The organism is Armatimonadota bacterium (assembly GCA_031460175.1).
Taxonomy (GTDB): domain Bacteria; phylum Sysuimicrobiota; class Sysuimicrobiia; order Sysuimicrobiales; family Sysuimicrobiaceae; genus Sysuimicrobium; species Sysuimicrobium tengchongense.
Genome location: JAVKGW010000004.1, coordinates 179,682 through 192,871 on the forward strand (window position 1 = coordinate 179,682; position 13,190 = coordinate 192,871).

A 13,190-nucleotide genomic window follows, 5' to 3' on the forward strand; every position below is an offset into this window, starting at 1 on the left:
GGGGATCCGGAAGGGGCGCACCCGCTCACGCCAGGGGCGCGGGACCTGCCATGGGCTGCGGGGCCACCAGGGCCCCCTCCCGGAGGGCCGCGAGGACCTCGGCGTAGACCTGGGCGGTCTCCAGGGTGGTGAGGCAGGGGATGCGGCGCTCCACCGCGGCCCGACGCAGCCGAAAGCCCCATCGCCGGGGGTCGTGGCCGGCGGTGGGGAGGTTGATCAGGACGCCCACCTCCCCCCGCCGGATGGCCTCCAGGGCCTCGGCATGCGGAAGCGGGCGGCACGGTATCCCTGCGGACCGGAGGGCAGCAGCCGTCCCGGGCGTGGCCAGGAGGGGGATCCCCAAGGCCTGAAGGCGACGGGCGAGGGGAACGACGCCCCGACGGGCCCGTCGGGCCACGCTGAGGAGCGCTGCACCGTTTGGCGGAACCGTCCACCCCGCGGCCACGAAGCCCTTGTACAGGGCCGCGGGCAGGCTTCGGTCGATCCCCATGACCTCCCCCGTGGACCGCATCTCCGGCCCCAGGGCCACCTCCGCCCCCACGAGCTTCTCGCTGCTGAACACGGGCACCTTCACCCCCACCCTCCGGGGAGCGGGGAACCGGTACACGCCGGGATAGCCCAGGTCCGCGAGGGAACTGCCCAGCATGACACGGGTGGCGATCTGCACGAGGGGGACGCCCAGCACCTTGCTGACGAAGGGCACGGTCCGGCTCGCCCGGAGGTTCGCCTCCAGGACGTACACCCGATAGCCGTGCACCACGAACTGCACGTTCAGGAAGCCCCGAACCCCCAGGGCCCGGTTGAGCTTCTGGAGGATGTCCACGATGCGCTCCGAGACCTCCGGGAGGACGCTGGGGGCGGGAAAGATGGAGATGCTGTCCCCGGAGTGTACGCCCGCGGCCTCCACATGCTCCATGATCCCCGGGAGGAGCAGGTTCGCGCCGTCCCCGATGGCGTCCACCTCCAGCTCTTGCCCCCGCAGGTACGCGTCCACCAGCACGGGGCGTCCCGGGTCCACCGCCAGGGCCGCGGCCACGAGATCCTCCACCTCCTCCGCCTCGTACACGATCCTCATGCCCCGGCCTCCGAGCACGTAGGAGGGGCGAACCACCACGGGAAGTCCCAACCGGTGCACCAGGCGTTTCGCCTCCTCCACGGAGTGGGCCATCCCGCCCTCCGGGTGCGGGATCCCGAGCTGATCCAGCAGGGCGTAGAACTTCCGTCGGTCCTCGGAGACGTCCAGGCTCTCCACGGAGGTGCCGAGGATGGGAACGCCGGCCCGCGCGAGGGGGATGGCCAGGTTCAGGGCGGTCTGCCCTCCGAACTGCACCAGCACCCCCACGGGGCGCTCCTTACGCACCACGTGCAGCACGTCCTCCACCGTAAGGGGATCGAAGTACAGGCGGTCGGAGGTGTCGAAGTCCGTGCTCACCGTCTCCGGGTTGTTGTTCACCACCACGGCCCGCACCCCGGCCTCCTGGAGGGAGCGCACCGCGTGCACGGTGCTGTAGTCGAACTCGATCCCCTGCCCGATGCGGATGGGCCCGCTGCCGAGCACCACCGCGCACGGCCGCGGATCCGGCTCGGCCTCGTCCTCCTCCTCGTAGGTGCTGTAGTAGTACGGGGTGGCCGCGGGGAACTCGCCCGCACAGGTGTCCACGAGCTTGTAGACGGGATAGATCCCCGCCGCCTCCCGCTGGGCCCTCACCTCCTCCTCCGGGCGGTTCTGCAGCCGGGCGATCTCCGCATCCGAGAGCCCGGTGCGCTTGGCGAGCCACAGGGCCACGGTGCTCCGATCCCGGGCCACCCGCTGTTCCACCGCCACGATGCGCTCTAGCTCCCAGATGAAGAAGGGGTCGATGCGGCTTGCGGCCGCGAGCTCCTCCGGGCGTGCACCTCGGCGCAAAAGCTCCGCGATGGCCCAAAGCCGCTCATCGCACGGGGTGCGCACCCGATCCCACAGGGCCTCGTCTGCCATCCGGGCCAGCACAGGGTGCCACAGGCCGCGGTTCGTGGACTCCACGGATCGGGCGGCCTTCAGGAGGGCCTCGGTGAAGGTGCGGCCGATGGCCATCACCTCGCCCGTGGACTTCATCTGGGTACCGATGCGGCGGTCCGCCTCTCCGAACTTGTCGAAGGGCCACCGGGGGATCTTCACCACCACGTAGTCCAGGGCCGGCTCGAAGCAGGCGGTGCCCCGGGTGATGGGGTTCTGGATCTCCCACAGGCGGTAGCCGAGGGCGATCTTGGCCGCCACCCGGGCGATGGGATATCCCGTGGCCTTGCTGGCGAGGGCGCTGCTCCGCGACAGCCGCGGGTTCACCTCGATCACGTAGTAGCGCTCGGACCGGGGATCCAAGGCGAACTGCACGTTGCACCCGCCCTCCACCCCCAGGGCCCGCACGATCTCGAAGGCGGCCCGCCGCAGCATCTGGTACTCGCGGTCCGAGAGGGTCAGGCTGGGGGCCACCACGATGCTGTCCCCCGTGTGCACGCCCATGGGATCGACGTTCTCCATGTTGCAGATGGCGATGCAGTTGTCGTCCCCGTCCCGCAGGACCTCGTACTCGATCTCCTTCCACCCCGCCACGGACCGCTCCACCAGCACCTGTCCGATGGGGCTCGTGCGGATCCCCCGCTCCGCCGCCTCCCACACCGCCTCCCTTCCCTGGGCAAGCCCGCCCCCGGTTCCTCCCAGGGTAAAGGCGGGCCGGATCACCACCTCCGCGTCTCCCAGGGAGAGGGCGAAGTCCACGGCCTCCTCCGGGGTGGTGGCCACGATGCTCTCGGGCACGGGCTGCCCGATGCGCCGCATCTCCTCCCGGAACAGCTCCCGGTCCTCTCCCTTGTGGATGGCGGAAAGCGGGGTCCCCAGCACCTCCACCCCGAGCGCCCGCAGGACGCCCATGCGATCCAGGGCCGCGGCCAGGTTAAGGCCCGTCTGCCCCCCCAGGGTGGGCAGCAACCCCTGGGGCCGCTCCGCCTCCAGCACCCGGGCCACGAACTCCGGGGTGAGGGGCTCGATGTAGATGCGATCCGCCACCTCCGGATCCGTCATGATGGTGGCGGGGTTGCTGTTGACGAGCACCACCTCCACCCCTTCCTCCGAGAGGGCCCGACAGGCCTGGGAACCCGAGTAGTCGAACTCCGCGGCCTGCCCGATGGTGATGGGGCCGGAGCCGATCACCAGGACCTTGCGGATGTCCGGCCGCCGCGGCACTAGCGCACCCCGACCTGCTGGGCCACGTCCCCCAGGAACCGGTCGAAGAGGTCCCGGCTGTCCCGGGGACCGGGGCGGGCTTCCGGGTGGAACTGCACGGACCAGATGGGGAGGTGCTGGTGCCGGATCCCCTCCACGGTGCCGTCATGGAGGTTCCTGTGGGTGACGACAAACCCCGTGTCCCTTAGACTCGCTTCGTCCACCGCGTAGCTGTGGTTCTGCGTGGTGATGCGCACCCGGCCCGTGGTGGTCTCCAGCACCGGGTGGTTCGAACCCCGGTGTCCGAAGGGAAGCTTGAAGGTCCTCGCTCCCGCGGCCCGGGCCAGGACCTGGTGCCCTAGGCAGATGCCGAAGATGGGGAGCTGGCCGAAGAGGGTCCGGAGCCGGCGGGCCACCGCGTCCAGATGCCGGGGGTCTCCCGGACCGTTCCCCACCACGAGACCCGCGGGTCGGAGCTCCAGGATCTCCTCCACCTCCACCCGTCCGGGGAGCACGATCACCTCGCATCCCCGGGCATGGAGCTCCCGGGCGATCCCCATCTTCACCCCGCAGTCCAGAACCGCGATGCGGGGGCCCGATCCCGGGAGGACCACGGCTTCCTCCGGCAGCACCTCCGCCACCAGATCCTCCTCCGCGAGGTCCGGGAGGGACCGGGCCCGGGCAACGAGCTCTTCGGGATCCCGGTCCCCGGTGGCGATCACCCCCCGCCGGAGCCCGTGGGTCCGCAGGTGACGCACGATCCGCCGGGTGTCCACCTCCGCGATGGCCACGACCCCGTGCCCGCGCAGGTACTCGGAGAGGGGAATCCGGCCGGCCCAGTGGCTGGTGTAGGGGCTCGCCTCCCGCACCACGAACCCCCGCAAAAAGGGCCGGCGGGACTCGCTCCACTCTGGGTCCACCCCGTAGGTGCCCATCATGGGGAAGCTCATCACCACGATCTGGCCCGCGTAACTGGGATCCGTGAGCACCTCCGGATAACCGGCCATGCTGGTGGTGAACACCACTTCCCCGCCGGAGAGTCCCTCCGCCCCGATGGAGACTCCCCGCACCACCAGGCCGTCCTCCAGGGCCAGCCATCCCGTATGCATGTTCATGCAACGGATTGTATCATTATGCACACGAGGGGTAAAGAGAACGCCCGCGTTCCCTTCCCGCGGGCGTACGGATTCTTCTCTCGCCTCCATCGCTCCCTCCCGGAGAGCATTAATGGTCGGCCCTGCTTGCTTGGAATCTAGCAGATCCGGGAGGGCGGCGCAACGGCATCCTTCACTTCCCCGGAAGGACCTCCCAAAGCTCGTCCGTCAGGTAGACGAGGTCGAAGAGCATGACCCCGGCCGCCTGGGTCCGGGCCACCCGGAGGGCTTCCCGCAGTCGGCCGGGGCTGCCCGTGAAGTGGGGGAGGTACAGACCGGCCACCACAGGCACCTCTCCCGTCACGAGGGCACGCGCCAGGCCCGCTCCCCCCTCCAGGCTGTAGATGGGGTTTGTGCCCCGGCGCAGGGCCTCCCGCACGGTGAGGGGCCGGTAGTACAGCCCCACCATGAGGAAGTCCAGGAGCGGCGCGTATCCCGCCCGGACCCACGTCTCGCTCACCCAGGGGTAAGGCGGCCGCACCTGGGGATGGGCCCAGTTGGCGCCCTCCTCGTAGTACACGGGGTACCAGCCGCCCACGTACGCGCCCACCGCGACCCCGGGCCGAAGGGCCCGGATCAGACGGGTGGCGGAGAGCACGTAGGTGTAGATGTTCCGGGCCCGGAAGCCGATCCAGGCCCGGTAGAGGGGCCCCGGTTCCCGGGCCACCCAGTACCCCGCCGGGACGTACCGGTAGACGTCCTCCGGCCACCGGGCCACGGGCCGGCCCAAGAAGGCCTCGAAGGCCCGGCGGCTTCTCTCCGAGAAGTCCTGGGTGAGGTCCTCGTACCGGGTCCGATCCAGGACCACCCCGTCCACGGGATACCGGGAGAGGAGCTCGTAGAGGACGGCGAGTTCGTAGAGGCGGACCTCCGGATGCGCAGGGTTCGTGAAGGCGAAGGGGCTGCGCCTGAAGCCCGGCTCCATCCGCACCCGCACGGGCCCGATCTCCACGGGATCCCCAAGCCGGAACGCGGCGCGCAGCCACGCCGCGGCCTTCCCGTGCCCCGCGAGCACATACCCGTCCTCCGGGATGGAAGCGGGTCCGGGATCGGGCTCGGTCCGCTCCCGATCCCGCACCTCCTCCACCCGATCCCTGCGGACCACCACCTCCACCCCGTACCGGGTGGTGGGCACCCGAGAGCCCATGGCCCGGGTGTACAGGATGAGCTGGTCCGCGTAGCGCGTGGTGTTCGCGCCGTCGAGCTCGTACTCGGACCCGTCCGGTGCCCGGACCGGCCGGGTGGCGACGTAGGCGGTGCCGGCCCACTCCTCCCGCTCGAAGGCCGGGCCCGCGCGGTACGCGGAGAGCCCTTCGGAGAAGGTGTTCACCGCCGCGTAAAACCGGATCCCCCGGGCGCGGGCCTCCTGGAGGAGGGTCCCCAGGAGATCGTACCCTCTCGGGAACCAGCGGGCCGGGGGCGGATAGGCGGGTGGGTTGGTGCGGGGAACCGGGGATTCGTTGAGGACGGGCGCGAAGGTGCTGGGGTAGGTGACGTATCCCCACGCGTTCTTCGCCTCGAAGACCACCGCCTCCACGCCCGCGGCCCTCGCCCGGTCCAGGACCCGACGCACGCCCTCGACGGTGCTCAGGGCGAGGAGGTTCGCGCCGGGCTCCACCCACAGGGCGAGGCGGGGCACGCGGGCCCGGGAAGCCGGGTGGCCCGGGGAGGCTGCCAGGGCCACCACGAGGAGCGATGCCGTGAGGAGGGCCCGTCCCCTCATCGCAGGAACAGGGCAAAGGCGATGACGAAGGCCACCACCACCACCACCCGCTCCACGAAGGCCCGTCCCAGGGCCCGGGCGATGCCCGCGGACGCGTAGCCGCCCGCGATGGCACCCAGGGCCAGCCACACCACGTCCGGCCACAGCACGGCCCGGGAGAGAAGGAAGTAGGCGGCCGCGACCCCGTTGCCCACCGCGGTGAGGATCCCCTTGATGCCGTTCATCTGGTGGATGTCGTCCAGCCCCAGGAGTCCCAGGGTGGTGAGGATGAGGATGCCGGTCCCCGCCCCGAAGTAGCCGATGTACAGGCCGATGCCGAACTGCACCGCGAGCGCGACAGGACGGGCGGCGCGCCGGCCCGGGGGGAACAGCGCGCGAATGCGTCCTCGGGCCGCGAGCAACACCGCGGCGCCCAGGACGAGGAAGGGCACGATGGCGCGGAAGATCCGGGTGGGGGTCTGGAGGAGGAGCCACCCGCCGAGAATCCCGCCCAGCAAGGTCGGCCAGATCAACAGCCGGATCCAAGGGCCGCTCCCCTCCATCTCCCGTCGGAACCCCCAGGCACCCGCGAGGTTGCCGGGCCAGAGGGCCACCGCGTTCGTGGCGTTCGCCAGGATGGGATCCCGGCCCAACCACACCATGGTGGGAAAGGAGATGAGGGTTCCGCCGCCGGCGATGGCGTTCACCGCGCCCGCGGCCGCGCCCGCGGCGAACAGGATTACCCCTTGTTCCATCGGCCCCATGAGACGACCTACCGAGGCGGTATTGTCGCACACCCCGCGGGACCGCCACCAGGGCTAGTGGCAGAACCCGGATCCGCGATCCGAAAACGCCGCGCCTCCGACGGCAAGGAACCGCCAGGAGTAGCCCCCGGGCCGCAGCTCCAGCCGCAGCACCCCGAAGGACCGGTCCGTGGCCGCCTCCCGCGCGCCCAGGGGATCGGGCCGAAGCCGGTAGAGGCTTCGGCCGCCGGTCCCCACCACGAACTGCCGGATCCCCCGGGGGTCAGCCCGGCCCTGGGGGTCCAGGGGGGCGTAGCGCTGGTAGTTGTGGTCGTGCCCGGACAGGACCAGCTCCGCCCCCGCGGCATACAGGAGCTCCCACCACGGACGGACCTCCAGGAAGCCCGTGTAGCGCCCCGCGGTGAAGAGGGGGTGATGCCAGAAGGCGAGGATGCAAGGGGCGGAGGTCGTGGCAAGCATCTCCCGCAACCATCGGTACTGGGGGGATCCTCCCCCGCACCCCCCGACCGCCCAGCAGTTGGAGTTCAGGGCCAGGAGAAGCCACCGCCCCAACCGGAAGGCGTAATAGCCGCGCTCCGGATCCCCCGCCCGATCTCCGAAGTAGGCGAAGTACCCCCTCGCCCGCGGGGTCCGGTACTCGTGATTTCCGGGAACCGGACGCGTGATGTCCAGGTATCGTCCCCATGTGCGGTGGTAGGCGGCCCGGTAGCGTTCCAGGCTCCCATCCGGGTACTGCCCATCGCCCAACATCAGCACCGCGTCCGCACCCTCCAGGAAGGCCGCGGTGTCCGCATCGCGGCAGGTCAATTCCGTACGGGGCGTGGCGGGATCGCACGCCACGTCCCCCGCGGCCACCACCACGTAGGCATCCTCCGACCCCCCCGCAGCGCCCGCCGGGGACAACAGGACGGCCAGGCAGAGGGCGAGAAGCCCCCTACGCATCCCCGGTTTCCCGGGCGGCGCAGAACCAGGAGAGGACCACCGCCGCGGCCGCCAGCCCCGCGGTCTCCGTCCGCAGCACGAGGGGGCCCAAGCTGGCCGCCTCCGCGCAGGCCCCTAACCTCCGCACCTCCTCCCGCGCGAACCCGCCCTCCGGGCCCACGAACACCGCGAGATCCTCGAACTCTCGGGTCTCCTCGAGCAACCGGAGCAGGGGACGGCCTCCCGCTTCCCACAGGAAGACCCGGAGGGCATGGCGCGCGAAGGCCTCCGCGGCCTGCGGGAACGGCAGGGGATCCGCCACTTCCGGCACGTGGGCTCGACGACACTGCTTGCTGGCCTCCACGGCGATGCGCCGCCACCGATCCACCCGTCCGCCGGCCTTCACGGAGCGCTCCATCACCACCGGCACGAACCGCGCGATCCCCAGCTCGGTCCCCATCCGCACCACGGCGTCCATCTTATCCGCCTTGGGCATTCCCTGGTAAAGGGTGAGCCGGTAGGGGAGCGTCAGACCCTCCCGGGGCCGCAGCATGCGGGCCACCACCGTGGGAGCGGTCCGCAGGAGCTCCGCCTCCCACTCCCCGCCCCGGCCGTCGAAGGCCACGAACCGATCTCCCACCCGCATCCGGAGGACCCGAAGGGCATGGCGGGCCTCCCGGGCGTCCAGGCGCAGGAGCTGGGGATCCCACGGGTCCGGGGTCACCAGCAACCGGTGCATCCCGGATGCGCGAACACCAGAGCGCGCCATTCCGCCTGGGCCAGCAGCTGAGCCATCTGGAGGCCGAAGCGCGCGGCGCCTTCCAGGAGTCCCGGCACGTCCTCCTCCACAAACCCGGAGGCGATGAAGACGCCGTTCCGCGTGAGGCGCGATGGGATCTCGGGGAGGACCGCGGCCACGGCGCCCGCAGAGATGTTCATCACCAGGACATCCGCGTGCTCTTCGATCCCCGCGAGGAGATCCCCGCACCGCACCTCCACCTCCACGCGGTTGTGCTGGACGTTCTCCGCGGCCACCGCGCACGCCAAGGGGTCGCGATCCACCGCCACCACGCGGCGGGCCCCCAGTTTCGCCGCGGCCACGGCCAGGATGCCGCTTCCCGTGCCCAGATCCAGCACCGTCTCCCCACCCCGCACGTGGGCCTCCAGGGCGTGCAGGCAGAGCCGGGTGGAGGGATGGAGTCCGGTCCCGAAGGCCATCCCCGGGTTCAGCACGAGCTCGATCTCTCCCTCCCCCGCGGCCGCTTCCTGCCAGGGCGGCCGGATGAGGAACCGGCCCACCCGGAAAGGGCGGAAGTGCTCCTTCCACGCCTCCGCCCAGTCCCTCCCCTCCACCTCCCGCACCGTGAGCGTCGCGGGCCCCGGGTCGAGCCCGAAATCCCGCAACCTCACCACGTGCTGACGGAGGGCCTCGAGGTGTACGGCCGCGGAGGGGCCGTCCGGCAGATAGGTGCGCAGCAGCACCCCCTGCTCCGTCTCCTCCTCCACATAGCCCGCGCGAAGATCCAGCAAACGGGCCCCTACCGCGTCCGCGGCCTCCCGGGAGGTGAGCACCGAGATCTCCAGCCACCTCATCGCAGGAGGTCCCGCACCCGCTTGCCCAAAGAAGGCGGCTTTTTCAGCCGTTCCCCCCGCAGCCGGGCGAACTCCAGGAGCAGCTGACGCTCCTTGGGGCTCAGGGACTTGGGGATCCGAACCTCCCACCGCACGTGCAGGTCCCCCCTCCGGCCCTCCAGGGAGGGAAGTCCGTGCCCCTTCAGCGTGAGCACCTCCCCCGGCTGCGTTCCGGGGGGGACCGTCACGGGCTTGGGGCCATCGAGGGTGGGAACTTCCACCTCATCGCCCAGGGCTGCCTGGGTCATGGAAAGAGGGACCGTGCAGTACAGATCGAGGCCCCGCCGCTCGAAGACCGGGTGCGGTTGCAGGTGCACGACCACGTAGAGGTCTCCCCGGGGACCCCCGTACCGGCCCGCCTCCCCCTCTCCCGGGAGCCGAAGCCGCGCGCCCTCCTGCACCCCCGCGGGGACGCTCACCACGAGCTGCCGCCTGGCTTCCACCCGCCCGGTTCCCCCACACCGCGTGCACGGATTGCGTAGGACCCGGCCGTGACCCGCACACCGGCGGCAGGTGGAGATCTGCGTGAAGGTCCCGAGGAGGGTCCGTTGGGTGAACCGGGTCTGCCCGCTGCCGCCGCAGGTGGGGCACGTTACCCATCCCCCACCCCGCTCCGCACCGGTTCCGAAGCAGCCCGGACAGGTCTCCCGGCGTGTCAGTTCAACGGTGCGCTCGGTCCCGTGGGCCGCCTCCTCCAGGGTGATCTCCAGGTCGTACCGCAGGTCTGCCCCCCGCTCGGGACCCGGCTCCTCCTCCGCCCCCACCCGCATCCCGCCGAAGAAGGCCTCGAACAGGTCCTCGAACGGAGACCCGAAGTCCAAGGGCACCCGCTCGAGTCCACCGCGGCGCATGCGATCGTACTCCGCCCGCTTCTGCGGGTCACCCAGGACCTGGTAAGCCTCGTTGATCTCCTTGAATTTCTCCTCCGCTTGGGGGTCCTTGCTCACATCCGGATGGTACTCCCGGGCCAGGCGGCGGTACGCCCGGTGGATCTCCTCCTGGGTGGCGTCCGGGGAAACGTTGAGGATCTCGTAGTAGTCCCGCGGCATGGCAGGAGGAGGTCAGTGGGCGCCCGCGGCGCGGCTGAGGACGGTGCTCAGGAGACGGGCGAGGGCCCGCACCAGGGCGATCACCCGACCGTAGGGCATCCGCATGGGTCCCACCACGCCGATCACGCCCGCGGGCCGGTTGCCGACCCGGTAGGTGGCCGATACCACGCTGCACCTCCACATCTGCGCCACGGGGTTCTCCGGGCCGATGGTCACCCGCACCTCTCCCTCCAGCGGTCGGAGGAGACGCCAGACCACCTCCTCCCGGTCGAGGGCGGAGAGGACGGGCTGCGCCGCCCGCACGTCGCGGAACTCCGGCTGCTTGAGGATGTTGGAGTGGCCCTCCACGAACACCCGACCGGGCCCCCGCGCGGTCAGGTACGCCTGCAGGGCTTCCTCGAGCCGCCGCAGGAGGAGCCCGAGCTCCGGCCTGTCCACCCGGATGCGGGCGAGGGTACCTTCCCGAACCTCTCCCAGGGTCTTCCCCCGCAGGCCCTCGCTCAGCCATCGGCTCAGCCGCTCCAGATCCCCGGGAGGGACCGGAGCCGGAAGTCGGAGGAGGGTTCCCTCGATGCTGCCCGCGTCCGTCACCACCACCACCGCCACCCGGTCCTCCGCGAAGGGCACGAATTGCACGTGCAGGAACCGCCGCTGCTCCGCCGCGGCCACCGCCCCCACGGAGGGATACTCCAGCAGGTGCGCCAGCTCGTGCGCGGCGTGCTCCACCGCCCGCTCCGCCTCGTCCGCCACGCTCGAGAGGGTGCGCAGGATGCGGCGCCGCTCCTCCACGGGGATCCGTTCCTCCTGCACCATGGTGTCCACGTACAGCCGGTACGCCCGCTCCGTGGGCACCCGACCCGCGGAGGGATGCGGCTGGTGGAGGTAGCCCATCTCCGTGAGGGCCGCCATCTCGTTGCGGATGGTGGCCGCGCTCACATCCAGCCCGTACCGGCCCACGAGGGCTGCGGATCCCACCGGCTCGGCGGTGAGGATGTGCTCGTGCACCACCGCCTGCAGGATGCGTCGCTTCCGAGGATCCAGCACCTCCACAGCCATGGGGCGCGAACCGTGCCGTCCACCTCCGGCCCGTGCTCCGGGCTCCGCCCATGTCCACCGTATCATCGGGACTCCCGCGCGGTCAATTTGACCGCCTGAGGAGACCCCGCATCCGGGTCCACTACGCCGCGGGCACGGCCCTCCGCCGCATCAGCCCCAGCACCCACCGGGCTTCCTCCGCGCGGAGGAGGAGACCGCTTCCGAGGTACACCCCACCCGCGGTCGCCAGGGTCGCCGCGAGCCGGATGACTTCCCCCCCCGGGCCCGGACCCAGGGCTCCCCTCAGAGCCCCCATGACCCCCCAAGCGACCAGCCCCACGGCCGATGCGCCCACCGCGGACCGCAGGGCGGTCCGCCACACCCGGTCCGGCTCCAGCGTCCCCAGCCGGCGCCGCAACAGACTCCACAGCACCCCCGCGTTGAGGGTACTCACCACGGAGGTGGCCAGGGCGATGCCCACGTGCCCCCATGCCTGCATCAGCAGCCAGTCCAGCAGGGCGTTTAGGGGAATCATGCAGGCCCCCACCCGGAGCGGGGTCTTCATGTCGTGTAGGGCATAGTAGGCTCGGGTGAGCACCACGTAGCAGGAGATGGACGCGAGCCCCGCGCCGTAGGCGGCCACGGCTCCGGACACCGCCGCGGTGGCCTCCGGCGTGAAGGCGAACCGTTCGAAGAGGACCCGCACCAGCACCCCCGGTACCGCGAGGTAGAGGGCCAAAACGGGCGCCGCACACCACAGGGCGGCCCGAAGCCCCACGGAGACCGTCCGCCCGAAGGCCGCGAATTCCCCTGCCTCCGCCTGCCGGGAGAGGGTGGGGAAGAGGGCGGTGGCAATGGAGATGGCGAAGAACCCCACGGGTGCCTGCACCACCTCGTAGGCGTAGTCCAGGGCGGCCACCGCGTTCACCGTCCCGTTGGGACGGAGGAAGGAGGCGAAGATCCGGTCCACGTACGCGTTGAGCTCCACCACGGCGAGCCCCAGCATGGCAGGGAGCGCAAGCCGCGCCACCTCCTGCACCGCGGGATGTCGCAGACGGAGGCTGGCCCGGAACCGAAAGCCTGCCCGGCGGGCCGCGGGGATCTGCACGAGGAACTGGGCCGCGGTCCCCAGGACCCACGCCACCGCGAGCCCGTGGATGCCCAGGACGGGGCCGAACCCCAGGGCGGCGCCGATGACGGTGAGGTTGAAGAGGAGGGGCGCGAAGGCGGGGACGGTGAAATGCTCGTGTGCCTGGAGGTAGCCGGTGAGGTAGAGGGCCAGGGCCAGGAACACCATGGCCACGAAGAGGATGCGGGTGAGGGACACCGCGAGCGCCGTGAGGTGCGCGTCGAACCCGGGAGCGGCCAAGGGGAGGATCCACGGCGCCAGGATCTGTCCCAGCAGCACCATGCCCCCGCCCAGGACCAGCACGAGCCCCGTGAGATGGGAGATCACCTCCGCTCGCTCCCGGGGATCTCCCCGCAGGCGCACGCGGGTCAGGACGGGGATGAACACGATGCTGAGGGTGCCGCCCAACAGCAGGCGCTGCACCAGGAAGGGGACGGAGTAGGCCACCACGTAGGCGCCCTTCGCATCGCCGGCGCCGAACAGGGCCGCGACCACCATCTCCCGGACGATCCCGAGCAGGCGGCTGGCGACCGCCGCCACCCCCATGAGGGCTGCCGCCCGCGCGAAGGAGCGGGGATGCGTGTCCGTCATCCCGACTATGGTAC

General features: G+C 71.2%; 10 protein-coding genes. All 10 read right to left on the reverse strand.

The genetic code is table 11. The features are described from left to right. Positions 1-25 precede the first annotated feature (25 nt). Positions 26-3,220 carry a carbamoyl-phosphate synthase large subunit gene (gene carB, locus QN206_07375; protein MDR7614632.1) on the reverse strand — a complete coding sequence of 1,065 codons (3,195 nt, stop codon included), beginning with the start codon at positions 3,218-3,220 and terminating at the stop codon, positions 26-28. Next, on the reverse strand, positions 3,220-4,314 hold the full coding sequence (gene carA, locus QN206_07380) for a glutamine-hydrolyzing carbamoyl-phosphate synthase small subunit (GenBank protein ID MDR7614633.1): 1,095 nt from the start codon (positions 4,312-4,314) through the stop codon (positions 3,220-3,222). The genes carB and carA overlap by 1 nt, the downstream gene beginning before the upstream one ends. A 172-nt stretch (positions 4,315-4,486) precedes the next feature. Beyond that, complete coding sequence (locus QN206_07385) at positions 4,487-6,076, reverse strand: alpha amylase family protein (GenBank protein ID MDR7614634.1); 1,590 nt, start codon at positions 6,074-6,076, stop codon at positions 4,487-4,489. Further along, positions 6,073-6,810: a sulfite exporter TauE/SafE family protein gene (locus QN206_07390; GenBank protein MDR7614635.1), complete on the reverse strand. Its 738-nt coding sequence runs from the start codon at positions 6,808-6,810 to the stop codon at positions 6,073-6,075. The genes QN206_07385 and QN206_07390 overlap by 4 nt, the downstream gene beginning before the upstream one ends. Before the next feature lie 63 nt (positions 6,811-6,873). Continuing rightward, the gene (locus QN206_07395; protein MDR7614636.1) at positions 6,874-7,761 is read right to left on the reverse strand and encodes a metallophosphoesterase; all 888 of its coding nucleotides are present in this window, start codon (positions 7,759-7,761) and stop codon (positions 6,874-6,876) included. Next, positions 7,754-8,464, reverse strand: coding sequence for an RsmE family RNA methyltransferase (locus QN206_07400; GenBank protein MDR7614637.1), 711 nt, complete (start codon positions 8,462-8,464; stop codon positions 7,754-7,756). The genes QN206_07395 and QN206_07400 overlap by 8 nt, the downstream gene beginning before the upstream one ends. Next, entirely contained in the window at positions 8,461-9,333 is an 873-nt protein-coding gene (locus tag QN206_07405) for a 50S ribosomal protein L11 methyltransferase (GenBank protein ID MDR7614638.1), read from the reverse strand. The genes QN206_07400 and QN206_07405 overlap by 4 nt, the downstream gene beginning before the upstream one ends. After that, a complete protein-coding gene (gene dnaJ, locus QN206_07410) occupies positions 9,330-10,421 on the reverse strand; it encodes a molecular chaperone DnaJ (GenBank protein ID MDR7614639.1) in 1,092 nt (363 codons plus the stop codon). The genes QN206_07405 and dnaJ overlap by 4 nt, the downstream gene beginning before the upstream one ends. Before the next feature lie 12 nt (positions 10,422-10,433). Next, on the reverse strand, positions 10,434-11,477 hold the full coding sequence (gene hrcA, locus QN206_07415) for a heat-inducible transcriptional repressor HrcA (GenBank protein ID MDR7614640.1): 1,044 nt from the start codon (positions 11,475-11,477) through the stop codon (positions 10,434-10,436). 121 nt (positions 11,478-11,598) lie between these two features. Beyond that, the gene (murJ, locus tag QN206_07420; GenBank protein ID MDR7614641.1) at positions 11,599-13,176 is read right to left on the reverse strand and encodes a murein biosynthesis integral membrane protein MurJ; all 1,578 of its coding nucleotides are present in this window, start codon (positions 13,174-13,176) and stop codon (positions 11,599-11,601) included. Positions 13,177-13,190: the final 14 nt, after the last annotated feature.

Bases quoted from the DNA above. Each gene is read 5' to 3' on its own strand.
- QN206_07405 (MDR7614638.1), bottom strand. From the start codon at position 9,333: ATGAGGTGGCTGGAGATCTCGGTGCTCACCTCCCGGGAGGCCGCGGAC.
- murJ (MDR7614641.1), bottom strand. From the start codon at position 13,176: ATGACGGACACGCATCCCCGCTCCTTCGCGCGGGCGGCAGCCCTCATG.
- dnaJ (MDR7614639.1), bottom strand. From the start codon at position 10,421: ATGCCGCGGGACTACTACGAGATCCTCAACGTTTCCCCGGACGCCACC.
- QN206_07395 (MDR7614636.1), bottom strand. From the start codon at position 7,761: ATGCGTAGGGGGCTTCTCGCCCTCTGCCTGGCCGTCCTGTTGTCCCCG.
- QN206_07385 (MDR7614634.1), bottom strand. From the start codon at position 6,076: ATGAGGGGACGGGCCCTCCTCACGGCATCGCTCCTCGTGGTGGCCCTG.
- QN206_07390 (MDR7614635.1), bottom strand. From the start codon at position 6,810: ATGGAACAAGGGGTAATCCTGTTCGCCGCGGGCGCGGCCGCGGGCGCG.
- hrcA (MDR7614640.1), bottom strand. From the start codon at position 11,477: ATGGCTGTGGAGGTGCTGGATCCTCGGAAGCGACGCATCCTGCAGGCG.
- carA (MDR7614633.1), bottom strand. From the start codon at position 4,314: ATGAACATGCATACGGGATGGCTGGCCCTGGAGGACGGCCTGGTGGTG.